Annotated in this window: 23 protein-coding genes; 8 read left to right on the forward strand and 15 right to left on the reverse strand. The window is 73.0% G+C overall.

Annotated features, from left to right (window positions below; translation table 11 throughout):
• Positions 1 to 70: 70 nt before the first annotated feature.
• On the forward strand, positions 71 to 817 hold the full coding sequence (locus AB0J55_RS21650) for an SDR family oxidoreductase (protein WP_364251083.1): 747 nt from the start codon (positions 71 to 73) through the stop codon (positions 815 to 817).
• 18 nt (positions 818 to 835) lie between these two features.
• On the opposite strand, the gene AB0J55_RS21655 is transcribed toward AB0J55_RS21650, so the two are convergent.
• Together AB0J55_RS21655 and AB0J55_RS21660 are read right to left on the reverse strand one after the other, a co-directional pair.
• Complete coding sequence (locus tag AB0J55_RS21655) at positions 836 to 1,648, reverse strand: carbon-nitrogen hydrolase family protein (RefSeq protein WP_364251086.1); 813 nt, start codon at positions 1,646 to 1,648, stop codon at positions 836 to 838.
• Positions 1,645 to 2,424, reverse strand: a complete 780-nt coding sequence (locus tag AB0J55_RS21660; RefSeq protein ID WP_364251089.1) for a DUF1295 domain-containing protein — start codon at positions 2,422 to 2,424, stop codon at positions 1,645 to 1,647. Before AB0J55_RS21660 ends, AB0J55_RS21655 begins: the two co-directional genes overlap by 4 nt.
• A gap of 30 nt (positions 2,425 to 2,454) precedes the next feature.
• Here AB0J55_RS21660 and AB0J55_RS21665 point away from each other — a divergent pair, with 30 nt between their 5' ends.
• Complete coding sequence (locus AB0J55_RS21665) at positions 2,455 to 3,666, forward strand: threonine synthase (protein ID WP_364251091.1); 1,212 nt, start codon at positions 2,455 to 2,457, stop codon at positions 3,664 to 3,666.
• On the opposite strand, the gene AB0J55_RS21670 is transcribed toward AB0J55_RS21665, so the two are convergent.
• Entirely contained in the window at positions 3,663 to 4,016 is a 354-nt protein-coding gene (locus AB0J55_RS21670; RefSeq protein WP_364251094.1) for an arsenate reductase family protein, read from the reverse strand. The genes AB0J55_RS21665 and AB0J55_RS21670 overlap by 4 nt on opposite strands.
• A gap of 53 nt (positions 4,017 to 4,069) precedes the next feature.
• Between AB0J55_RS21670 and AB0J55_RS21675 the strand changes: the two genes are divergently transcribed.
• Both AB0J55_RS21675 and AB0J55_RS21680 read left to right on the forward strand, forming a co-directional pair.
• The gene (locus tag AB0J55_RS21675; protein WP_364251097.1) at positions 4,070 to 4,663 is read left to right on the forward strand and encodes a TetR/AcrR family transcriptional regulator; all 594 of its coding nucleotides are present in this window, start codon (positions 4,070 to 4,072) and stop codon (positions 4,661 to 4,663) included.
• Positions 4,660 to 5,280 (forward strand): enoyl-CoA hydratase/isomerase family protein, encoded by a 621-nt coding sequence (locus AB0J55_RS21680; protein WP_364251100.1) that lies wholly within the window; start codon positions 4,660 to 4,662, stop codon positions 5,278 to 5,280. Before AB0J55_RS21675 ends, AB0J55_RS21680 begins: the two co-directional genes overlap by 4 nt.
• 229 nt (positions 5,281 to 5,509) lie before the next feature.
• Here AB0J55_RS21680 and AB0J55_RS21685 read toward each other — a convergent pair whose 3' ends face one another.
• The 6 genes from AB0J55_RS21685 to AB0J55_RS21710 form a co-directional block, all read right to left on the reverse strand.
• A complete protein-coding gene (locus tag AB0J55_RS21685; RefSeq protein ID WP_364251103.1) occupies positions 5,510 to 6,766 on the reverse strand; it encodes a DUF6596 domain-containing protein in 1,257 nt (418 codons plus the stop codon).
• A 5-nt stretch (positions 6,767 to 6,771) separates the two neighbouring features.
• On the reverse strand, positions 6,772 to 7,122 hold the full coding sequence (locus tag AB0J55_RS21690) for a YciI family protein (RefSeq protein ID WP_364251106.1): 351 nt from the start codon (positions 7,120 to 7,122) through the stop codon (positions 6,772 to 6,774).
• An 84-nt stretch (positions 7,123 to 7,206) separates the two neighbouring features.
• On the reverse strand, positions 7,207 to 8,088 hold the full coding sequence (locus tag AB0J55_RS21695; protein WP_364251109.1) for a M48 family metalloprotease: 882 nt from the start codon (positions 8,086 to 8,088) through the stop codon (positions 7,207 to 7,209).
• A gap of 88 nt (positions 8,089 to 8,176) precedes the next feature.
• Positions 8,177 to 8,911, reverse strand: coding sequence for a hypothetical protein (locus AB0J55_RS21700; RefSeq protein ID WP_364251112.1), 735 nt, complete (start codon positions 8,909 to 8,911; stop codon positions 8,177 to 8,179).
• Positions 8,912 to 8,915: 4 nt separating this feature from the next.
• Complete coding sequence (locus tag AB0J55_RS21705; RefSeq protein ID WP_364251115.1) at positions 8,916 to 9,740, reverse strand: NAD(P)H-binding protein; 825 nt, start codon at positions 9,738 to 9,740, stop codon at positions 8,916 to 8,918.
• A 52-nt stretch (positions 9,741 to 9,792) separates the two neighbouring features.
• Positions 9,793 to 10,164, reverse strand: a complete 372-nt coding sequence (locus AB0J55_RS21710) for a YciI family protein (protein ID WP_364251118.1) — start codon at positions 10,162 to 10,164, stop codon at positions 9,793 to 9,795.
• A 161-nt stretch (positions 10,165 to 10,325) separates the two neighbouring features.
• Between AB0J55_RS21710 and AB0J55_RS21715 the strand changes: the two genes are divergently transcribed.
• Both AB0J55_RS21715 and AB0J55_RS21720 read left to right on the forward strand, forming a co-directional pair.
• The gene (locus AB0J55_RS21715) at positions 10,326 to 11,408 is read left to right on the forward strand and encodes an exo-alpha-sialidase (protein WP_364251123.1); all 1,083 of its coding nucleotides are present in this window, start codon (positions 10,326 to 10,328) and stop codon (positions 11,406 to 11,408) included.
• Between the two features lie 2 nt (positions 11,409 to 11,410).
• Positions 11,411 to 11,695: a ubiquitin-like small modifier protein 1 gene (locus AB0J55_RS21720; RefSeq protein ID WP_364251126.1), complete on the forward strand. Its 285-nt coding sequence runs from the start codon at positions 11,411 to 11,413 to the stop codon at positions 11,693 to 11,695.
• Here the strand turns inward: AB0J55_RS21720 and AB0J55_RS21725 are convergent.
• A complete protein-coding gene (locus AB0J55_RS21725) occupies positions 11,670 to 13,058 on the reverse strand; it encodes an MFS transporter (RefSeq protein WP_364251129.1) in 1,389 nt (462 codons plus the stop codon). The two genes, AB0J55_RS21720 and AB0J55_RS21725, sit on opposite strands and share 26 nt — an antisense overlap.
• 24 nt (positions 13,059 to 13,082) lie before the next feature.
• Here AB0J55_RS21725 and AB0J55_RS21730 point away from each other — a divergent pair, with 24 nt between their 5' ends.
• Positions 13,083 to 13,514 carry a MerR family transcriptional regulator gene (locus AB0J55_RS21730; RefSeq protein ID WP_364251132.1) on the forward strand — a complete coding sequence of 144 codons (432 nt, stop codon included), beginning with the start codon at positions 13,083 to 13,085 and terminating at the stop codon, positions 13,512 to 13,514.
• A gap of 73 nt (positions 13,515 to 13,587) precedes the next feature.
• On the opposite strand, the gene AB0J55_RS21735 is transcribed toward AB0J55_RS21730, so the two are convergent.
• Entirely contained in the window at positions 13,588 to 14,661 is a 1,074-nt protein-coding gene (locus AB0J55_RS21735; RefSeq protein ID WP_364251135.1) for a serine hydrolase domain-containing protein, read from the reverse strand.
• A 97-nt stretch (positions 14,662 to 14,758) separates the two neighbouring features.
• On the opposite strand from AB0J55_RS21735, the gene AB0J55_RS21740 reads away from it, so the two are divergent.
• On the forward strand, positions 14,759 to 16,987 hold the full coding sequence (locus tag AB0J55_RS21740; RefSeq protein ID WP_364251138.1) for a molybdopterin-dependent oxidoreductase: 2,229 nt from the start codon (positions 14,759 to 14,761) through the stop codon (positions 16,985 to 16,987).
• 33 nt (positions 16,988 to 17,020) lie between these two features.
• Here the strand turns inward: AB0J55_RS21740 and AB0J55_RS21745 are convergent, their stop codons facing one another.
• The 4 genes from AB0J55_RS21745 to AB0J55_RS21760 all read right to left on the reverse strand — a co-directional run bounded on the left by AB0J55_RS21745 (position 17,021) and on the right by AB0J55_RS21760 (position 21,909).
• Complete coding sequence (locus tag AB0J55_RS21745; RefSeq protein ID WP_364251141.1) at positions 17,021 to 17,206, reverse strand: hypothetical protein; 186 nt, start codon at positions 17,204 to 17,206, stop codon at positions 17,021 to 17,023.
• A 10-nt stretch (positions 17,207 to 17,216) separates the two neighbouring features.
• Positions 17,217 to 17,819 (reverse strand): winged helix-turn-helix domain-containing protein, encoded by a 603-nt coding sequence (locus tag AB0J55_RS21750; protein WP_364251144.1) that lies wholly within the window; start codon positions 17,817 to 17,819, stop codon positions 17,217 to 17,219.
• Between the two features lie 98 nt (positions 17,820 to 17,917).
• Entirely contained in the window at positions 17,918 to 18,319 is a 402-nt protein-coding gene (locus AB0J55_RS21755; protein WP_364251147.1) for a hypothetical protein, read from the reverse strand.
• A 2-nt stretch (positions 18,320 to 18,321) separates the two neighbouring features.
• A complete protein-coding gene (locus tag AB0J55_RS21760) occupies positions 18,322 to 21,909 on the reverse strand; it encodes an EndoU domain-containing protein (protein WP_364251150.1) in 3,588 nt (1,195 codons plus the stop codon).
• Between the last annotated feature and the right edge of the window lies 1 nt (position 21,910).

Genomic DNA, 21,910 nt, shown 5'->3' on the forward strand with positions numbered 1-21,910 from the left:
CTTCGCCGGAAGTCCTTTCCCGGTGCGGACGCTTGCACTCTTCGAAAGCGGATTTCGAAGGAGCTGAACGATGAGTGCAGAACTGTCCGGGTCGACGGCACTGGTGACCGGCGGGACGAGCGGCATCGGCCGCGCGACGGCGGTGGCCCTGGCCGGGCTGGGCGCCCACGTGGTGCTGTCCGGCCGGGACGCCGGCCGCGGCGCCGAGGTCGTCGAGACGATCCGCGCGAACGGCGGCAAGGCCGACTTCGTGGCGGCGGAGCTGACGGACGCCGCGTCGGCGCGGGCCCTGGCCGACCGGGCGCGCGAGGTGGGCGGGCCGATCGACGTGCTGGTCAACAACGCCGGGATCTTCCCGACCGGCCCCACCGCGGACTTCCCGGAGGCGGACTTCGACGCGGTGTTCGCGACGAACGTGAAGGCGCCGTTCTTCCTCGTCGCCGCGCTGGCGCCCGAGATGGCGGCGCGCGGCCGCGGCGCGATCGTGAACGTGTCCACGATGGTGGCGCTCCGGGGGATGACGGGCATGGCGGTCTACGGCGCGTCGAAGGCCGCGGTGGAGCTGATGACGAAGGCGTGGGCGGCGGAGTTCGGGCCGTCGGGCGTCCGGGTCAACGCGGTCAGCCCGGGCCCGACCCGCACGGAGGGAACATCGGTCTTCGGCGACGGCCTGGACGAGCTGGCGTCGGCAGGCCCGGCGGGCCGCGTGGCGGCTCCGGAGGAGATCGCGGCGGCGATCACGTTCCTGGTGACCGCCGAGTCGAGCTTCGTCCAGGGCGCGATCCTGCCGGTGGACGGCGGCCGCGCGGCAGTGTGAGCGTCGCGCGGGACGGCGTCACCGCAGGAAGGTGACGCCGTCCCGTGGCCGCTCGTCCACCGTCAGCTCGAACACGTCCGGGCGCGCGTAATGCCCCGACACGTCGAGGCTCTTGCGCGCTGCCACGAGCTCGTCGAGGTCGATTTCCGCCGTGATCAACCCTTCGCCGTCCCGCAGCGGGCCGGCCAGGACCTCACCCGTCGGGCCGACGATCACGCTGCCGCCGCGGAACGGGTCGTCGCCTCCGGTCTCGTACGGGCACGCCGAAACCACGAAGCAGCGGCCTTCGTCCGCGATGTGGCGCATCGACGCCTGCCAGACGTCACGGTCGTCCGCCGTCGGGGCGCACCAGATCTGCACGCCCTTCGCGTACATCGCCGCGCGCAGCAGGGGCATGTGGTTCTCCCAGCAGATCGCCGCGCCCGCCAGGCCCGCCGCCGTCGGGATCACCGGGAGCGTCGAGCCGTCGCCGCGGCCCCAGAACACGCGTTCCCGCGCCGTCGGCACCAGCTTGCGGTGCTTGCCCACCAGCCCGAGGTCCGGGTCGATGAACACCGCCGTGCTGTACAGCGTCGAGCCGTCGCGTTCGATGACGCCCACCACCAGCGACGCGCCGGTCCGGGACGCCAGGCCGGCCAGTGCCGTCGTCTCCGGGCCCGGCACCGTCACGGCCGCGTGGAAGTACTCCACGAACGGGGTCCGGCCCGGGTAGCCGCCGAGCACCGCCTCCGGCAGCACCACCAAGCCGAGGCACCGGATCTCGTCCTCGAACGCCAGGATCCGGGCGAGCGGTACGCCGGTGGCGAGTTGCAGCGCGGCGACGGCCGTCATCCGCGGACCGGCCACGGGACCACGGCCGAGGTCCGCCGCTGGTAGTCCGCGTACTCCGGGTACCGGGACTTCGTGATGCTCTCGGTGAACCGCGTCGAGCCGACGAACAGCAGCGTCAGCAGGACCGCGCCGACGACCGTCCACTGCAGACCGCCCGCGACCACCCCGAACGCGGCGACCGCCCACCACTGCGCCTGCTCGAAGAAGAAGTTCGGGTGCCGCGAGTAGCGGAACAGCCCGGCCTGCAGGAACCGCGTCGGCGCCCGCCCGGCGTGCTTCTCCCGGTGGAACTCCCACTGCTGCTGGTCGGCCACGGTCTCCCCGGCGAGGAAGGCGAGGAACACCACCGCGACGACGACATCCGCGACCCCGAAACCACCGGGATGCTCCAGCGCCGTCAGCGCCGGGAGCGTGATCAGCAGCAGGATCACGTTCTGGTACAGCGAGATGAAGAAGAAGTTGAACAGCTGGAACTGCCACGGCGCCATCCGCTCGCGCAGCACGGCCCACCGGTAGTCCTCGCCGCCGGGCGCGTAACCACCCTTCCGGGCGAAGTTGAAGGTCAGCCGGATCCCCCACAACGTGACCAGCGCGAACAGCACGTCCAGCCGCGCATCCGCGAACCCGGCGGCACCCGCGAAGATCCCGGCGTAGGCCACCGGCACGATCGACCAGATCCGGTCGACCCAGGAGTACTCCCTGGTCAGGACGGACACCAGCCAGGTGCCGGCGGTCACCCCGGCGAAGACGTACAGGCACACCCGCAGCGCGTCCATGCCCTCACCTTAGGACCTACGATCGATCTCGTGCCGTATTCCTTCCTCAGCCACCTCGAGTGCTCGCGAACCGGCGAATCCGTGACCGCCGACACCGTCCAGGGCCTCTCCCCGGCCGGCGCGCCGCTGCTCGCCCGGTACGACCTCGACGGCGTCCGTGAAGCCGTGACGCCGAAGGAGATCGCCGGGCGCGAGCCGACGCTGTGGCGCTACCACGAGGTGCTGCCGGTGCGCTCGCCCGAGCACGTCGTCAGCCTCGGCGAAGGCATGACGCCGTTGCTGCGGCTGCCGCGTTACGGCCGTGAGCTGGGGTTGTCCCGCCTGTGGATGAAGGACGAAGGGCTGGTCCCGACGGGCACGTTCAAGGCGCGCGGCGCCGCGGTCGGCGTCTCGCGGGCGGCCGAGCTCGGCGTCCGCGGAATCGCGATGCCGACGAACGGCAACGCGGGCGCGGCGTGGGCGCTGTACGCGGCGCGCGCGGGGATGTCGAGCCTGATCGCCATGCCGGCCGACGCGCCGCCGATCACCATGCACGAGTGCGTCGCCGCCGGCGCCGAGCTGTACCGGGTGGACGGGCTCATCGGCGACGCGGGCCGACTCGTCGCGTCGGCGGTTCCGCGCCGTCCGGGCGTGCAGGACGTTTCGACGCTGAAGGAGCCGTACCGCATCGAGGGAAAGAAGACGATGGGGTACGAGATCGCCGAGCAGTTCGGCTGGCGGCTGCCGGACGTCATCCTCTACCCCACCGGCGGCGGGGTCGGCATCATCGGGATCCACAAGGCCCTGCTGGAAATGCGCGCGCTGGGCTGGGTTTCCGGTCCGCTGCCGCGGCTGGTGGCGGTGCAGGCGACCGGGTGCGCGCCGATCGTCACCGCCTTTTCGCGCGGGGCGCGGGAAAGCGAGCCGTTCCCGGACGCGCGGACGGTCGCCTTCGGCATCACCGTGCCCAAGGCTTTGGGCGACTTCCTCGTGCTCGACGCCGTGTACGCGACCGGCGGCACCGCGGTCGCCGTCACGGACGAGGAACTGCTTGCGGCGCAACGGGAACTGGCCGCACGCGAAGGCGCCTTCGTCTGCCCGGAAGGCGGCGCGTGCTTCGCCGCGCTGCGGCAGCTTCGCGAGTCAGGCTGGCTCGAAGGCGGCGAAGACGTCGTCGTGCTCAACACCGGCGCCGGGCTCAAGTACCCGGAGACGGTGCCGCTGGACGTCCCGCTGCTCGCGAAGACCGACGAGATTCCCTAAAGGACCGACCGCACCGTTTCGGGGTCGCGGGCGACGACCGCCGTGCCGTCGTCGGCCGTGATGATCGGGCGCTGGATCAGCTTCGGGTGCTCGGCCAGGACGTCGATCCAGCGGGACCGGTCGTCCGGGGTGCGGCCCCACGTCTTGAGGCCGAGGTCCTTCGCGACCGGCTCGGTGGTGCGGGCGATGTCCCACGGTTCGAGGCCGAGGCGCTTCAGGACGGCTTCGAGTTCCACCGCGGTCGGCGGGTCTTCGAGGTAGCGGCGCACCGTGTACTCCGCGCCCGCTTCGTCCAGTATCGACACCGCCGACCGGCACTTCGAGCACGCCGGGTTGATCCAGATCTCCACGGGCGCAGCTTACCGCCCTGGTTTTGGAGCACGTGTTCTGTTACGGTCGCCGCATGCCCCGCCCCCGCGTCCACGACCTCGACGCGCTGCTCGACGTCGCCGAGCGGCTCGTCGCCTCGTCCGCCGAGGTGACGGTGCGTGGCCTGGCGGCGGCTGCCGGTGTCCCGAACGGGACGATTTATCACGCGTTCGGGTCGCTCAGCGCCGTGCTGGCCCGGGTCTGGCTGCGCGCGGCGACGGCGTTCCTCGACCTGCAGACGTCGCTGGTCGACCAAGCGGCTTCGCCGGTGGAAGCGGTCGTCGCGGCAGCCGATGCGCCCGCCGCGTTCGCGTCGATCCGGCCGGACGGGGCGCGGATGCTGCTCAAGGTGCGGGGCGACCGGCTGTTCGGGCCCGAACTGCCCGACGCACTGGCCGACGAGCTGCACGCGGTGGACAAACGCCTGGTCGCGCTGCTGGTGCGGCTCGCCCGGCAGCTGTGGGACCGCGGCGACGGCCTGGCCGTCGACGTGATCACGACGTGCGTGGTCGACCTGCCGACCGCGTTCTTCCGGCGTGACATCACCGACCCCCTGGTGCGGGCGAGGCTGGCCGCCGCCGTGCGGGCCGTGCTGACCGTGCCCCCTCGAGAAAAGGACCGACCGTGACCGTTTCCGTGCTGGACCTCGGCGCCGACGAAAACCGGTTCTCCCCGGACTGCCTGCAGCGCGTCCATTCCTTTTTGGACGGTGTGGAGGGCGCCCTGGTGACCACCGGTGGCGGCAAGTTCTACTCGAACGGCCTGGACCTGGAATGGCTGACCGCCCACGGCGATCAGGCTTCCGCGTACGTCGCGGAGGTGCAGGAACTGTTCGCGCGGGTGCTGACGTTGCCGGTCCCGACGGTGGCGGCGGTCAACGGCCACGCGTTCGGCGCGGGCGCGATGCTGGCGATGGCGCACGACTTCCGCGTGATGCGGGCGGACCGGGGTTACTTCTGCTTCCCGGAGGCGGACATCAACATCCCCTTCACCCCCGGGATGGCGGCGCTGATCCAGGGAAAGCTGACGCCGTCGGCGGCCGTGGCGTCGATGACGACGGGACGGCGGTTCGGCGGCTTGGAGGCGGCCGAGATCGGTCTGGTCGACGAGGTCGCGGGCGAGGGAGACGTGCTGAAGGTGGCTCGTGAGCGGGTGGCGGCGCTAGCGGGGAAGGACCGCGGGACGCTGGGCGCGATCAAGGCGACGATGTTCGCGCCGGCGGTGGCGGCGCTGCGGGCTGCGTAGGCCTCCGGCCCCCGGTATCCAGCTTACCGGGGGCCACCGACAGTTTCGGTTGGCTGCAGCGGAGAAGCGGCCCGGCTCTCCGGCCGAGGGCGCCCCGCGCCCTTGCGGCAAGTCACGCCTGCCGTCCCGCGCCCTTGCGCGAGGCTCGCCCGCCGCCCCACGCCCTTGCGGCAAGTCACGCCCGGCCGTGCCCCGCGGGCGGGCACGGCCGCCCGCGGGGCACGCAGCCTCACCGCTCTTCGCTCGCAGCCTCCACCTCAGCCAGCCGCGCGCGCAGATGAGCTCGCTCCGGCTCGGTTCCGGCCAGGGACAACGCCTCCCGGTATGCCGCCGCCGCTTCCGCGTTGCGGCCGAGGCGGGACAGCAAATCCCCTCGGGCCGCCGAAAACGGGCCGTACCCGCGCAGCCTCGGCTCGGCCGCCAGGGCGTCCAAAAGGGACAGTCCCGCGGCCGGGCCGTCGCGCATCGCCACCGCCACCGCCCGGTTCAGCTCCACCACCGGCGACGGTGCCAGCCCGCGCAGCACGTCGTACAACGCCACGATCTGCGGCCAGTCCGTGCCCGCCACGTCCGGGGCCTCGTCGTGCAGGGCCGCGATCGCCGCCTGGACGCCGTACCAGCCCGGTGGGCCGCCGGACAGCGCCTGCACCACCAGGTCCGCTCCCTCGGCGATCATCGCGCGGTCCCAGCGGGTGCGGTCCTGGTCGTCGAGCAGCACCAGGGCACCTTCCGGGTCCGTGCGGGCCTCCCGGCGCGCATGGATCAGCAGCATCAGCGCCAGCAGGCCCGCCACCTCGCGCTCGCCGGGCAGCAGCCGGCGGAGGATGCGGGCCAGGCGGATCGCCTCCTCCGCCAGGTCCAGCCGCTGCAGGGACGGGCCCGAACTGGCCGCGTACCCCTCGGTGAAGATCGAATAGACGACCTGGAGCACGCCCGGCAGCCGGCCGGGCAGCTCGCCGGCGTCCGGGACCCGGAACGGGATGCGCAACGTCCGGATCCGGTTCTTCGCGCGCACGATCCGCTTCCCCATCGTCGCGCTCGGCACCAGGAACGCCCGCGCCACCTCCGGCGTGGTCAGCCCGGCCAGGCAGCGCAACGTCAGCGCCGTGCGGTCCTCGGCGGACAACGCCGGGTGGGCGCAGGTGAAGAACAGCTGGAGCCGCTCGTCCGGGAGCCCGCCGTCGTCGGCGGGCGGGGTGGGCGCCGCGCGTTCGGCCTCGACCTGCAGCACCGCGAGCCGGGCCGCGTAGGCCTGGTCGCGGCGCAGCCGGTCGACCGCCCGGCGCCGGGCCGTCGTCATCAGCCAGGCGCCCGGCTTCGGCGGCACCCCCTCGGCGGGCCAGCGCACCAGCGCGGCTTCGATCGCCTCCGACGTCACCTCTTCGGCCAGGTCGAGATCGCCGAACCGCCGGACGAGCGCGGCGAGCAACAGCCCGCGCTCCTCCCGGAACACCGCCTCGACCGACGCGCCGGCCCGCCCCGTCACAGGCGTCAGCCCACGTAGTCGGCGAGCGGCCGCACCACGATCGACCCGCCGTCCTGCGACCCCGGGCAGCGCGCCGCCCAGTCGAGGGCGACGTCGAGATCCGGCACGTCGACGACGAAGAACCCGCCGAGCACCTCGCGGGTCTCCGCGAACGGGCCGTCGGTGACGACGCGCTCGCCCCGGTCGCCGACCCGGACCGTGGTGGCCGTGGTGAAGTCGGCGAGCGGGCTCCCGTAGCAGTAGACGCCCGCCTCCTGGATCTCCTTGTAGAACAGCTGCCAGCCCTCGGGCGTGCAGCCGCCGACGGCCTCGCCCTCGGCGTTCAGGCTGGCGTTGATCAGCATCAGGTACTTCACGGGATCCTCCACTGGCTCGGTTGCCGTACGCCACGACTACGAACGGCGGCCGGCCCCTTGGACACACCTTCGCAGAAAAATCCCTCAGGCCCGGAAGCCGCGGTCCTGCAGCCGCTTGATCCGGTCGACGTGGGCCGGGTGCCCGGCCAGCAGCCGCGCCCACGTCCGCCGCTCGCCGCCGCCGCCCGCCCGGATCCACTCCCGGAACAGCGTGATCAGCTCCGGCCCGTAGCCCAGCCGCGCCGCGACCAGGTCGGCGCGGTATTCGCCGAGCCGTTTCGACCAGGCGAGCACCGGGCCGAGCAGCGGCGCCAGCAGCAGCCACGGGTCGAGGAAGGCCAGCGCGGTGAGGATGCCCAGCGTCAGCAGCACGGTGACGAGCACGGCCACCGACCGCCCGAACGCGGCGAACGCGCGCCCGACGTACGGCACCGCCAAGGCGAGCAGCCGGACCAGGCGGGTCAGGAGCCGGGCCGGCAGCTCCAGCCACCAGACGTACAGCGAGATCCGGGTGTGCCCGGCCAGGTGGTGGCCGAGTTCGTGGGCGAGGATCGCCTCCAGGCTCGGCGGCGGCAGCTCCAGCGCGGTCCGCGTGACGGCGACGGTCCGGCCGCCGGCGGCGAAGGCGTTGAGTTCACGCGACCGGTCGACCCACAACCGGTAGCGGTCCCCGTCCACCCCGGCCGCGACGCAGACGGCCTGCCAGCTGGGGGTGAGCCGCGCGAGCTCCCGCGTCGTCGGCCGCCGCATGCCGAAGGTCAGCGGCAGCAGGAAGTGTTCGAAGGCGGGCACGAAGGTGATCCCGCCCGCCAGCACCCAGGCGAGGGGCACCACCCAGAAGTACCCGGGCCAGGCGAGTTTCCCGGCGAGCCCGAGCACAAGCAGGCTGCTGGCGACGACGGGCACGGCGAGCAGGACGGCGAGCACGGCGGACAGGTCCGGCCAGGACCCGTGCTCTCCGCTCAACTCCGCCCTCCTCGTCGGCCGCCGGAACCACCTTGGCCGCACCGCCGGGGAAGCACAACGGCCGTCCAGGGGACGGTGGCGCGGATGCTCAGCCGTAGCGACGCGAGCCGAGGAGCCGCCCGAGCTGTTCGTGCCGCGAACTGTTGCGCGGGAGCCGGCCGAACAGCTCCTGCAGCACGTCGAAGACCTCTTCGGGCACGTCGGCCGGATCCGCGCGTTCGAGCATGGCGGCCACCGTGCGGATGGCCCAGTACTGGATGAACGCGGTGGATTCGCGGCCGAGGGCCCGCACCGTCTCTTCGAGCAACGCGGGATCCGGTCGTCCGTAGAGCAGGGCGTAACCGGCGAGCCGGATCCCGCCCTCGTCGTCGTCGAAGGCGCGCACGGGGTCGAAGCCCGGCACGCGCGGGAGCACGGTCACCATCGTGCCGAACAGCCGATCCAGCTCGGCGGTGCGCGCCGGCTGCCGGGGTGTCGCGCGCAGCCGCCGGTACTCCTCGGCGAACAGCCGGACCGTTTCCATCGTCGGCGGGAGGTCTTCACCCCGGGCGGCGCCCAGCGCCGCCTGGGCGGTGCTGCTCACTTCGGCGGTCGTGCGCTCGAGCGCGTCCTGCCGCTCCTGGAGGTCGCGGTACTTGACCTTCCAGCCGCCCGGCAGCTCGATGCTTTCCAGCAGCTCGCCCAGCCACGGCACGAGCGCCACGACGATGAGCAGCACCGTGATGGCGTCGATCTTCAGGCCGGGCCAGATCAGGTGGGTGACCGCGCCGAGCAGCGCGACCAGGCTGACCGCGGCGCCCAGCCACCGGCGGCGGCCTTTCACCGCTTCACCGGAAGGCGTCCGCGTGCGCTTCGGCCCACTCCGCGAACGTCCGCGCCGGGCGGCCGGTCACCTCGGCCACCGTCGGGAACACCGTCGCCTCGTCCAGCGTCCCGTCGGCGTAGAAGCTCCAGAACGCGTCGGCGTACTCCTGCGGCAGGCTCGCTTCGAGCTCCGCGCGCGTCTCGGCGTTCGACAGCTCCACGCACCGGAGGTCGCGGCCGAGCACCGAGGCCAGCACGGCGACCTGCTCCGCCGGCCGCATCGCCACCGGCCCGGTCAGCTCGTGGATCCGGCCTTCGTGCCCGCCCGCCAAGGCGAGCGCCGCCACCGCCGCGATGTCGGCCGGGTCGATGCACGCCGCCGCGACCTGCGGGAACTGGACGCGCACGGTGTCGCCCGCGCGCAACTGCGGCAGCCAGCGCAGGGCGTTCGCCATGAACGCGCGTGGCCGCAGGAACGTCCAGTCCAGATCGGACTCCCGCACCGCCCGCTCGGCCAGCGTCATGTAGCGGGAGACGGCGTTGCCCATGTCCGCCAGCGCCGCAGAGCCGCCCGACAACAGCACGATCCGCCGCACCCCGGCCTCGCGCGCCCGCGCCAGCATGCCCGGCATGTCGTCGTAGCCCGGCAGCAGGAAGACGCCTTCGACGCCCTTGAGCGCGTCCGTGAGGCCGTCGGGAGCATTGAGATCGCCCACGGCGGCCTCGACCCCGCCCGGCAGCACCGCGTCCGGCCGGCGCACCAGCGCCCGCACCGGGGCGCCCGCCGCCGCGAGTGCCGAAACCACTTCCGCGCCGACGTTGCCGGTGGCGCCGGTGACCAGGAACATCGCTCAACCCCCCGAGAGCCGCTCGCGGCCAGCCTAGCGCCACCGGACGCCCTCAGTCCTGCGTCGGCAGGTCCTCGAACTCGACGACCTGGCGGACCTCCACCTCGATGTCCTGGTCGAACAGCTCCACGTACCGCCGGGCGAACTCGACGGCCTCCGCCCGGTCCGCCGCGTTGATCAGCGCGAACCCGCCGATGACCTCCTTGGCCTCGGCGAACGGGCCGTCGGTCACGCGGATCGCGGCGCCGCGCGGCTTGCGGACCAGCGCGCCCTTCTCCGTCGGGTGGACGCCCTCCGCGGTGATCAGGATGCCCTTCTCCACCGACTCCTGGATGAACCCGCCCATCGTCGCGATGAACTCCTGGCTGGGGTTCCACGACTTCGGGTCGTGCTCGTCGACCCGGTGCATCATGAGAAACCGCATGGCGTGCTCCCTGTGTGTTCGGCCGGGGTCCGGTGCGTTCCCGGACGCGCTGACCGGCCTTCACCCCCGCGTCGAACGCACCCGACGGCCGTTCGACATTTCCCCGGGGAGATTTTTGCGGCAGAGTACCTGTGACCTGCATCACCACGGAGAGGTGCCCGATGACCGTCCTGCTCGCGATCGGCACGCGCAAGGGTCTGTGGCTGGCGACCAGCACGGACGACCGGACGACGTGGGAGGTGACCGGCCCGCACCACCCGATGACGGAGGTGTACGCGGTCGGCATCGACACACGCCGCGCCACCCCGCGGCTGCTGGCCGGGGTCACCAGCGAGCACTTCGGGCCGAGCGTCGCCACCAGCGACGACCTCGGCGCGACCTGGGCCGAACCGGACCACGCGCCGATCGCGTTCCCGCCGGACACCGGCGAGTCCCTCGCCAGGGCGTGGCAGCTCGTGCCGGGCCCGGCGAGCGAGCCGGACGTCGTCTACGCCGGCACCGAGCCGTCCGCGCTGTTCCGCTCCACCGACGGCGGCCGCACCTACGAGCTGGTCCGCGGCCTGTGGGACCACCCGCACCGGGAACACTGGACGCCCGGAGGCGGCGGCAAGGCCGTCCACACCGTGCTGCCGCACCCCACCGACCCCGCCCGCGTCACCGTGGCGATGTCCACCGGCGGCGTCTACCGCACCGGCGACGGCGGCGAGTCCTGGGCAGCGAGCAACACGGGCATCAAGGCGGTCCACGTGCCCGACCCCTACCCCGAATACGGCCAGTGCGTGCACAAGGTCGCGCGGCACCCGGCCGAGCCGGACCGCCTGTTCGCGCAGGTCCACCACGGCGTCTACCGCAGCGACGACGCCGGCGCGACCTGGCAGTCGATCGCCGACGGGCTGCCCAGCGACTTCGGCTTCCCGATCGTCGTGCACCCGGACCGGCCCGAGGTGATCTACACGTTCCCGCTGGTCGCCGACGCGATGCGGTTCCCGCCGGACGGCCGGTGCCGGGTGTACCGCAGCGAGGACGCCGGCAAGTCGTGGGCAGCACTCGGACCGGGCCTGCCGGACGGCTACTGGGCCGGTGTCCTGCGCGACGCGATGTGCACCGACGACGCCGACCCGGCCGGGGTGTACTTCGGCACGCGGACCGGCGACGTCTACGCCAGCCGCGACGACGGCGACAGCTGGCAGCTCGTCGCGGCGCACCTGCCCGACGTCCTGACCGTCCGCGCCGCGAGGGTGTGACCGTGCGGATCACCGTGCTGCTGCCCGGCACGCTGCGGGAGAAGGCCGGCGGCGAGTCCCGGCTCGCCGTCGAGGTCGCCGAACCGGCCACCCTCGGCCGCCTCCTGGACGTGCTCGCCGAGCGGTACCCGGCGCTGGAACGGCGGCTGCGCGACGAACAGGCCGGGCTGCGCCGGTACGTCAACTTCTACGTCGACGGCGAGGAGTGCCGCCACCGCGGTGGCCCGGAGACGGTGCTGCGGGCGGACGCCGAGGTGCAGATCATCCCGTCGGTCGCGGGAGGCTGAGCTCGTCGAACAACGCCGCCGCGCGCCCGGCCGTCGCGGCCGCCCGCCGTCCGGTGCTGACCAGCGCCAAGGCGAGCAGGCCGGCGCCGAGCGCGGCGACCACCCACCACACGCCGTGTCCCACGCTCGAGAGTGCGACCCCCAGGGTCGTCCCGGTCTGCCGGCCGGCGGAGGCCAGCGACGCGGCGACCCCGGCCATCGACCCCGGCATCCCGGAGACGGCGGTGTTCGTGATCGGCGGGTTCACCGTGCCGAGGAAGACGCCGAACAGCAGGAAGGTCGCGAGCACGACGGGCAGCGGCGTGGCCGGCCCGAGGGCCGCCGAGGCGGCGCCGCCCGCGGCGAGGGCGACCCCCGCGACGACCAGCGGCCACCGGGGCCCGCGCGTGCCGACGAACCGGCCGGTGCGCGGGGACAGGACCAGGACGAGCACGCCGACCGGCAGCAGGCACAGGCCCGCCGCCAGCGGGGTCATGCCCCGGACGTCCTGCAGGTACTGCGTCGTGACGAACAGGAACACGCCGAACCCGCAGAGCGCGAACACCGCCATCACGATCGCTCCGCTGAAGGAAACGCTGCGGAACAGGCGCAGTTCGAGCAGCGGATCGGCGCGGCGCGGCTCGTGCCGCAGGAGCCCCAGCACGCCGAGCGCGGCGAGGGCGAACAGGCCGAGGATCCACGGCGACGTCCAGCCCAGCGAATGCACTTCGATGAGGGCGTAGACGACGCTGCCGAGCACGACGACCACGAGAACCTGCCCCACCGGGTCGAAGCGGCGGGCCCGCGGCGCCCGCGACTCGGGCACGAACACCGCGGTGGCGACGAGCGCGGCGGCGACGATCGGGACGTTGACCCAGAAGACCGCGCGCCACCCGAAGCCGTCGACCAGCGCGCCGCCGAGGATCGGGCCGAGCGCGAGCGCCAGGCCGGACATCGAGCCGAACACGCCGATCGCGCGGGCGCGCTCGGCCGGCACGGGGAAGGTGGTGGCGACGATGGCCATCGCGACCGGGTTGAGCATGGTGCCGCCGGCGGCCTGCAGCGCGCGGGCCGCGACCAGCCAGCCGATGCCCGGCGCGAGGCTGCACAGCAGGGATCCAAGGCCGAAGACGGCCAGCCCGCACTGGAAAACGCGCTTGCGGCCGAACCGGTCGGCGGCCGACCCGGCGAGCACCAGGAACGCGGCCAGCACGAGCGTGTAGGCGTCGACGGTCCACTGCAGGCCGGAGACGGAGGCGCCGAGGTCACGGCGGATGGCGGGCAGGGCGACGGTGACGATCGAGATGTCCATCACCACGACGACGATGCTGGCGCAGCAGATCGCGAGCACGAGACCCGGACGGCCGGGGGTCGGAACGTTCATGATTTCGACGCTAGGATTTAGAGCGTGCTCGAAGTCAAGCCGATCCCGGCCGAGGGGCTGACCATCGCGGACGCGGCCCGCCGCACCGGCGTCAGCGCGCACACGCTGCGCTACTACGAACGCGCGGGCCTGGTGGTGACGCAGGTCGACCGCACGACCGGCGGCCGCCGCCGCTACCGGAAGCTGGACCTCGACTGGATCAAGATCTGCACCAAGCTGCGCGCCACCGGCATGCCGATCAAGACGATCCGCCGGTACGCGGAGCTGGTCGCCGCCGGCCGCGGCAACGAGCCGGAGCGGCTGGCCCTGCTGGAGGAGCACCGCGCCGACGTGCTGGCCCGGCTGGCGGAGCTGCAGGAGAACCTGGCCCTGATCGACCGCAAGATCGGCGTGTACCGCGGCCGGCTGGCCGCGGGCGACGCGGACGGCCTGTGGGCGCCGGCTCAGCCCGGCTGAACTTCGCGAGGTCGCAGAGGAGCCGGAAGGCGCGGGGCCGCCGTCGCAGCAGCGGCAGCCGCACGTCCCGGCGCTAGCCCAGGCCGTCGTAGGCCGCGGCCACCATGGTCATGCCCCGGCCGTCGCCGACGATGGCGTCCAGCATCTGGTTCATCACGTAGGCGACGGTCAGGCCGGCGTCGAAGTCGTTGAACACCAGCGAACCGCCCATGCCGCCCCAGAAGCACGTCCGGCCGCTGACGCCGTAGCCGAGGCCGTACCGCATCTTCACGCCGAGGGCGTAGTCGAGCCCGTGGTACTGCTCCTCCAGCGCCCGCTCGCACCCGGCCCGCGACAGCAGCCCTCCCCCGCCGGAGGTGAGCACCGACTGGACCGCGGCCACCGACCGGGCGTTGCCGTAGCCGGCCCCCGAAGGGATCTCGGCCCGCCGCCAGGCCACGTCGTTCGTCTCCTCGGGAACGATCTCCGGGTTGGGGACGATTTCGAAGAGCTCGGTCGGCGGCGGCACGGTCAAGCCCCCGGGCGGGGCGATGGCGGGCGCGAACCGGCCGTCGTGCGCCGCGGGCAGCCCGATGTGGAAGTCGGCCCCCAGCGGCCCGGCCACCTCGGCGGCGAAGAACGCCCCGATGGTCTTCCCGGTGACCCGCCGGACGACCTCGCCGAGCAGGTACCCCTGCGTGAGGGCGTGGTAGCAGGCGACCTCGCCGGGCGCCCACCGCGGCGTCTGCGCGGCCAGCAGCGCGGTGACCTTGGGCGGGTCGCGCAGGTCCGCGGTGGTGATGGGCGTGTCCCAGGTCGGCAGGCCGGAAGTGTGCGAGAGGACGTGCCGGACGAGGACGTCGCCGGCGGAGAACTCCGGCCAGTACCCGGCGACGGGCGCGTCGAGGTCGAGCTGCCCGCGATCGGCGAGCACGAGCGCGCACAGGGCGATCATCGTCTTGGTGGTGGACCAGACGTTGGTGACGGTGTCCCGTTCCCACGGGACAGTCCGGGCGGCGTCGGCGTAGCCGCCCCAGAGATCCGCCACGGGCTCGCCGTGGAGGAACACGGCGACCGACGCACCGACGTCGTCCTTGGCGAGGGACTCGGCCAGCGCGTTGCGCACCTCGGGAAACCGCTCGTCGCACGTACCGTGCAGGGGCACCATGGGGACCGACCTAACCGCGCGTGCTTCATGAACGCCATCGAATATCGGCGGCGCCGGTGCGAGGATGGGACTTCGATGCGCCACGGGAGGTGCGCCGATGGCCGGTGAAGTGGCAACGTTCTGTCCGCTGTGCGTGTCCCGCTGCGGGGCCACCGCCACCGTCGAAAACGGACGCCTGCTGGCCCTCAAGCCGTTGCCCGGCCACCCGACCGGGCAGGCCGTCTGCGTCAAGGGCAAGGCCGCGCCGGAGATCGTCGCGCACCCCGATCGGCTGCTGCACCCGCTGCGCCGGACCGCGCCCAAGGGCGCGGCCGACCCCGGCTGGGAACGCATCGGCTGGGACGAAGCACTGGACACCGTCGCGTCGCGGCTGACCGCGATCGCCGCCGAGTCGGGGCCGGAAGCGGTCGTGTTCGGCACGGCGTCGCCGTCGACGTCGGCCATGTCCGACTCCGTCGACTGGCTGACCCGGCTCCGGCGGGCCTTCGGCAGCCCCAACCTCGTCAGCTACATGGAACTGTGCGGCTGGGGCCGTCACCTGGCCACGACGTACACCTGGGGCGAACCGGTGCCGGGCGCCTACCTGCCCGACCTCGAGCGCGCCGGCTGCATCCTCTACTGGGGGTACAACCCGTCGGTGTCCCGGCTCGCCCACGCCACCGCGACCACGGCGGCGCTGCGGCGCGGGGCGGAGCTCGTCGTCGTCGACCCGCGGCGGGCCGGCCTGGCGAGCAAGGCCGGCCAGTGGCTGCGCGTCCGCCCCGGCACCGACGCCGCCCTCGCGCTGGCGATCACCCGCGAGATGATCGGAAACGGCTGGTACGACACGTCGTTCGTCGAGCGGTGGACCAATGCGACCTGGCAGGTCCGGGGCGACACCGGGGAACTGGTGGCTCCCGGCGCGCCGGCGCCGGAGGGGGTGGCGACCCGCCGGGTCTGGGACCTGATCACCGAGAGCTGCGCGCGGTTCACCCCGGACGTCGCCGAGCGGATCACCGGCGTGCCCGCCGGCCGGATCACCGCCGTCGCGCGGCTGCTGTGGGAAGCGCGGCCGGTGGCGTTCTACACCTGGAGCGGCCTCGAACAGCACAGCAACGCGACGCAGACCGTCCGCGCCATCGGCCAGCTGTACGCCCTCACCGGGTGCCTGGACGTCCCGGGCGGCAACGTCCTGTTCACGCCCGTGCCGTCGAACCCGGTCGACGGCGCGCAGCTGCTGTCGCCCGGGCAGCGCGCCAAGACCATCGGCGCCGCCGAACGACCGCTCGGCCCGGCGCGGTTCGAGTTCGTCACCGGCGAGGACTTCTACCGGGCGGCGCTGGACGGCGTCCCGTACCGGGCCCGGGCGCTGGTCAACTTCGGCGCCAACCTGGTGCTGGCCCACGGCGACAGCGCGCGGGGCCGCGACGCGCTCGGCGCGCTGGACTTCTTCGTGCACACGGACCTGTTCATGAACCCGACCGCCCAGCAGGCGGACATCGTGCTGCCGGCGACGAGCGCGTGGGAAGCCGAAGCGCTGCGGATCGGTTTCGAGACGAGCCAAGCCGCGCAGTCGACCGTCCAATTGCGACGCCGCTTGGTCGCCCCGCGCGGCGAAGCGCGTCCGGACCTGCGGATCATCTTCGACCTCGCGGTCGCGCTCGGCCTGGGCGAGCACTTCTTCGGCGGCGACGTCGAGGCGGCGTGGCGGTACCAGCTCGCGCCCACCGGCCTCGGGCTCGAGCAGCTGCGGGCGGCCGCGGAGGGAATCCGCCTGCCGCTGCGGACGGTCCACCGCAAGTACGAGCAGCGCGGCTTCCGCACCGCTTCCGGCGTGGTCGAGCTGTATTCCGAGACGTTGCTGCGGCAGGGCTACCCGCCGTTGCCGGGCTACGACGAGCCGTCGCTCAGCCCGGTTTCGCGACCGGACCTGGCGGCCCGCTACCCGCTGATCCTCACCTGCGCCAAGTCCCTGTTCTTCTGCGAGACCCAGCACCGCGCGGTCACCAGCCTGCGCAAGTCCGCCCCGGACCCCCAGCTCGAGCTGCACCCGGAGACGGCGGCGGCCCGCGGCATCACCGCCGGCGACTGGGTGCGGTTGGAGACCCCGCAGGGCAGCATCCGCGCCCGGGCGAAGTTCAACGTCAACCTCGACCCGGCGGTGGTGTGCGGCCAGCACGGCTGGTGGCAACCGGCGGCGGGCCTCGGCAGCCCGGGCTACCCGGTCACCGGCGACGGCAGCGCGAACCTCAACCTGGTGCTGAGCCAGGGACCGAGCGACCCGGTGAGCGGGAGTTCGCCGCTGCGCGCGTCGCTGTGCGAAGTCGTCCGGGAAGCCCTTGCCTGAGCGCGAACCGCGCAAATCATTTTCGTGGTCGAATCAGATGGTGTGGCGCGCGGGTGAGGCGTTGTTCGCCACCAGTTTCAGGCCGGTTTCGATGAGGATCCATCCGAGACGTTGCCGCCGTGTTCCCTGCCGCCGAAGGCTTTTCGCATGGACTGCAGCACGCCGCAGTTCCGTCTCGCGTTCGCGGACCAGGTCTTCCGCCATGAGAAAGTGCACCATGTTTGTCCCCTCAGCCGGACGTTGCTGCATCCGGTTTCTCTGGTTGCGTTTGCCGCGGGAACGCTGACCAGTGCGCGATCACGTTGTGGTCGCCCGGCCGCGCATCCCGGCGGTAGCGGTCGATCACCGCGTCGACCTCTGCACTCATCGCCGCCGCCTCTTCGGGTGTGAGCGAAAGCCGCGCGTCGGTGAAAACAGCTTTGTCGTGCCACTGGTCCATCCACCGCGGGAGTTCGCCGGCGAATTGCGACTCGGCCTGGTAGCGCTGCTCGATCACCGATCGCAAGAACATGTCCAGCGGCGCGGCGAGGTCCGGGTCGTCGATGAAGTCGGCGGCTCGCATGCGGGTCGCCCTCTGGACCGACCGCCACCAGCGTTCCCGTTTGTTCCCGCGTTCGCTGTCCTCTTCGACCAGGCCGGCGTCGGCCAGCAGCCGCAGGTGCCAGCTGGTGGTCCCCGAACTTTCACCGACCCGCTTGCCCAGGCCGGTCGCCGTCGCGGGGCCGTCCGCTTGCAACAACTCGAGCATGCGCATCCGCAACGGGTGGGCCAGGGCCCGGAGCATCCGGGCGTCGAGCGGTCGCGACGCCTGATCCCGGCGGTCCTCCGTCATGCGCTTACCCTAGACCACAGAGCATTCTTTGCAAAGAGTTCTCTGCGGTCTGCGGGTGACGCGTTCGCGACGCAGGCTCACCGCGCTCGAGACGCCGGTCAGCGAGCGGTGCGCCCGCGGCGGATGAGGTCCTCCGGGATGTCGGCCAGCTCCGGCTCCACGACGTCCCGCAGCCGGCGCAGGTCCGGCTCCAGGGACTCGTCGCCGGGCCATGCCGGGTCCGGCTGCAAAGCTTCCGCGGCCTGCATCGCGACCTCTGCGTCGGCCGAACGCAGCAGGGCCGTCAGGATCGGCCACCCCGCCGGGCCGCTTCCGGCCAGCGCGTCGGCCAGCTGCCGCTGGTGCGCCGCCGGCCAGGACGGCCACGCCGCACCGAGCCAGGCCCAGTCCGCCGGCTCCAGCTTCGCGACCACCTCCGCCGCCCGCCCGGCGACGTCGTCCGCCCAGTAGTCGGGGTGGTAGTCGCGGCGGAGCAGCCGCTCGAGGTCGTCCCGGATCACTTTCACAGCGTAAAGGCCTGTCCGCCGGTCGGGAACGACGAGGTGACCCGGCCGCTCGCGTCCTTGATCACGACCCAGTCGACGCCGTTGACCGTGCCCGTGTGCAGGGTCGCGTGGTCGGAGATCCGGGTCTGCACCGCGGGTGTGCGGGCCACCTGGTCACCCGCGGCGAGGACGTCGGCGTCGGTCCAGCCGCGCGGGGCGAGGGTGCTCTTCTTCGGCGTCGACAGCACCTCCGGCGGTCCGGGGTTGAGGACCTTCCGGAACTTGGCGACGACGGTGCCGTCCGCGTTCGTCGTGGGCGTGCCGACGATCCGGAAGTCGGGCGAGGTGAGGATCTCCGGCGAGTGGCCGCCGATGAGCTTGCCGCCCGCATTGACCTCACCGCGCAGGATCTTGGTGTCGATCTTCACCTGCGCCCGCACCTCGGCTTCGAACTGTGGCAGCGAGTGCGGCCCCTCGCCGATCCGGTCGAGCACCCGCGCGATCCGGTCGGCGCCGGACCCCGCCGGCGGGGCAGTGCCTGCCTCGCCGATGAGCCGCTCGAGGTCGGCCGGCTGGCCGGGCAGGGCCTTCAGGAACCGCTCGGCCCGCGCGAGGTCCTTGCCGCACAGGTTCAGCACGCGCTGCAACGCCGCGCCGTCCCGGTTGGCCAGCGGCAGCAGCTTCTTCACAGCCGCCAGGTCGTCGGCGGTCAAGGCGTCGACGAACGCGCGGTCCATCCCGGCCCGCTCCAGCTCGACGGCCGTGTCGAGCGCGGCTTCGGCCTTGGCGACGTCCCCGCCGGCGTTCCGCAGGAACGCCAGGGTGCGGTCGACGTCCCCGTTCGCCTTCCGGACCAGGTCGGCGGCCTTGGCCGGGTCGTCGTGGACCAGCGTGAGCAGTTCGTCGAGCTTGCGCCCGTCGTTGCCCACCGCCGGCAGGAGGTCCTTGGCGGCGCGCAACCGCCCGGCGTCCATCGCGTCGACCCGGGCCGGGGGCACGCCGGCGCGGCGCAGGTCCGCGGCCGCGTCGAGGGCCGCCTCCACCTTGGCGACGTCGTGTTCCGCCCGCAGCAGCTCGATCACCCGCTCGGCGTTGCCCTCGGCCTTCCGGACGAGCCCGATCGCCCGTGTCCCGTCCCCGCCGGCGAGGCCGGCCAGCTCCCGCAGCTTCCCCGTGTCGTTGCCGGTGAGGACGAGGAGTTCTTCCAGCTTGGCGCCGTCGTTGCCGACAAGGCCGAGGAGGGCCTTGACCTCCTTCGCGTCGCCGTTGACTGCCTTGAGCAAGCGGTTGAGGAGTTCCTCGTCCGGCACGAGCTTGCGCAGCTCGGCCAGTTCACCGCCTTCACCCGCGAATTCGAGGCCCTTGAACCACTCGCCGAACCACTTCGCGATCTCCTCGCCGAAGACCACGGTGAGGATGTCGAACAGGGCCTCGCCGAAGAGCTCGCCGCGTTCGAAGTCGGTGAGGCCGTCCTTGGTGAACGACTTGTACATCAGCCACAACGCGCGCAGGACGATCGCCGCGGCCGCCAGCACGAGGAGGAAGGCGGCGACGCCGGCCAGCGCCTCCGCCACCGCGATCACGAACCCGATGACGGCGAATACCGCAGCGAGCCCGCCGATGGCGTAGGCGATGCCGATGACGACCGCGGCCACCACGAGCACGACCAGGACGACGGCGACGATCACCACGACGGCGATGGCGAGGGCCTTCAGCAACCCGACGACTACGCCGCCCAGCCATTTCAGGCCGCGCGAAAGCCAGCTCTCCTCTTCGATTTCCTTGGCGCGCTCGTCGATCTTCGCCGCGAGCCCGGTCACCTGCTTGCGCTCTTCGGCCAGGCCCTTGTCGACCTTGGCGGTGATCTCGGTCTTGCCCTGGCCGAGCTGATCGGTCCAATCACGACGGCTGGTGTCGACGGTCTTCTGGAGCTCGTCGCCGACCTTCGTGACGACGTCGCCGATGTCGGTGGCGGCCCGGCCCGCGCGGTCGTCGATGGCCCGCGTGGTCTCGGTGGCCGAGTTCGCGGCGGTGTCCGCATAGCGGGTCGCGGCGTCGTTCACGGGCGTCACGAGCCGGCTCGCCTGGGCCGAGACCTGGGCACCGACCTGCGCCGAGCCGCCCTCGAAGGCCGTCTTGGTGTCGGTCGCGAACTTCCCCATCGCGGTGTCGAAGGCGTCGACGGCGGCGGCGAGGTCCCCTTCGGCGCGGTGGACGACGCGCTCGGCGGCGCGGCGGCTCACGCCGGTGAGCCGGCCGGCGAGCTGGGTCGCGGTGTCGTCGAGCTTGCGCCGCGCACCGGCGGCTTCGTCGTCGACCTTCCGCGTCGCCGTCTGCGCGGCGGTGTCGATCCCACGCACCCCGGCGCCGGCCGCGGCCCGCACCTGCGCGGCGGCGTCCTGCCGTTGCGCCCGCAGGTCCCGCTGCAGGTCGTTCGCCCGGGTTTCCAGCTGGGCCAGGGGTTCCCTGGCCAGTTCGGTGAGGTCCCGGACGGCGGTGTCGCGCGTCCCCTCGATCTTCCGCCGTGCGTCCACTTTGGACTCACCGAACTTCGCGGCGCCGTCTTCGGCCTCCTTGCGGAACTTCGCGGCCAGCGCGCCGGCATCCTGCCGCGCGGACGCGGCGAGGTCGGTCCCGTTCTTCACGAGGTCGGAAGCGAGCTGCCCGGCCATTTCCCGCGCCTCACGGCTGCTCAGGTCGCCACGCTTGTGCGGAGCGAGCTCGGCGGCCTTGCGCGCCCCGACGGCGACCGCGTCGGCGGCCAGCACGCGCGAGGTGCCGACCGCGCGCTGGGCTTCTTCGGTTCCGAAGCCGGTGGCGGCGGTCGCGTTCTCCCCGGCGGCGTCACGCAGGGCACGCTGCTTCGCGGCGACGGTGTCGTCGAGGGTCCGGAGACCGTTGTCGGCGGCCTCCCGCGCCGCTCGGATCTTGGCGTCCCGCTGCCCGGTGATCGCGTCCCGGGCGTCCCCGAAGCTCCGGCCGACGGCGGCGATCGCGTCGGCGTAGGCCGTGTCGACACCCCGGGCTTCCGCGGTGACGGCGTCGGTGAGCTTCAGCTTTTCGGCGTCGGCGTACCGCCGGATTTCGCGCTTGCGCGCCTCGGCGCTCTCACCGAGGCGGCCGCGGAGTGCCTCGATGCGTTCTCGAAACCCGGCCAAGACGCCCGCGGCCGGGCCGGGCCCCTGTTCGGTGACGGCCGGGGGCTCCGGCGCCGCTTGCTCCGGCCCGGTGGGCTCCTGCACCGGCGTCTCGGCCGGCGCCTGGTCCGCCACCGGCGCCGGGGGCGGCGCGGCCGGAGAAGGTGCCGGCGCGGGCGGCGCCGGGGCCGGCGGCACGGGTTCGGCCGGAACGGGCTCGCGGGACGGCGCCGGCGGGCTCACCGTGCCGGCTTCCTGCCGCTGCACCACGGGCGTCAGCAGCGAAGACGAAGCCCGGTTGCCGGCGAGCCGCTGCAGCCCGAGGACGTGGGCCGGACTCAGGCGCGCAGCATCGCCGGGCAGCGCCGCGGGGACGGCGTCGGACTGCCGGCGTTCCCGCCCGCCTCCGGACCGCAGGGGGTGATCGGGAGCCGAGCTGTCGCCCTTAGCGGTCTCTCGCCCACCCACG

The sequence above is a fragment of the Amycolatopsis sp. NPDC049688 genome, assembly GCF_040674975.1.
Classification (GTDB): Bacteria; Actinomycetota; Actinomycetes; order Mycobacteriales; family Pseudonocardiaceae; genus Amycolatopsis.

Bases quoted from the DNA above. Each gene is read 5' to 3' on its own strand.
- AB0J55_RS21650 (WP_364251083.1), top strand. From the start codon at position 71: ATGAGTGCAGAACTGTCCGGGTCGACGGCACTGGTGACCGGCGGGACG.
- AB0J55_RS21655 (WP_364251086.1), bottom strand. From the start codon at position 1,648: ATGACGGCCGTCGCCGCGCTGCAACTCGCCACCGGCGTACCGCTCGCC.
- AB0J55_RS21660 (WP_364251089.1), bottom strand. From the start codon at position 2,424: ATGGACGCGCTGCGGGTGTGCCTGTACGTCTTCGCCGGGGTGACCGCC.
- AB0J55_RS21675 (WP_364251097.1), top strand. From the start codon at position 4,070: ATGCCCCGCCCCCGCGTCCACGACCTCGACGCGCTGCTCGACGTCGCC.
- AB0J55_RS21705 (WP_364251115.1), bottom strand. From the start codon at position 9,740: ATGTTCCTGGTCACCGGCGCCACCGGCAACGTCGGCGCGGAAGTGGTT.
- AB0J55_RS21710 (WP_364251118.1), bottom strand. From the start codon at position 10,164: ATGCGGTTTCTCATGATGCACCGGGTCGACGAGCACGACCCGAAGTCG.
- AB0J55_RS21715 (WP_364251123.1), top strand. From the start codon at position 10,326: ATGACCGTCCTGCTCGCGATCGGCACGCGCAAGGGTCTGTGGCTGGCG.
- AB0J55_RS21725 (WP_364251129.1), bottom strand. From the start codon at position 13,058: ATGAACGTTCCGACCCCCGGCCGTCCGGGTCTCGTGCTCGCGATCTGC.
- AB0J55_RS21735 (WP_364251135.1), bottom strand. From the start codon at position 14,661: ATGGTGCCCCTGCACGGTACGTGCGACGAGCGGTTTCCCGAGGTGCGC.
- AB0J55_RS21740 (WP_364251138.1), top strand. From the start codon at position 14,759: ATGGCCGGTGAAGTGGCAACGTTCTGTCCGCTGTGCGTGTCCCGCTGC.
- AB0J55_RS21745 (WP_364251141.1), bottom strand. From the start codon at position 17,206: ATGGTGCACTTTCTCATGGCGGAAGACCTGGTCCGCGAACGCGAGACG.
- AB0J55_RS21750 (WP_364251144.1), bottom strand. From the start codon at position 17,819: ATGACGGAGGACCGCCGGGATCAGGCGTCGCGACCGCTCGACGCCCGG.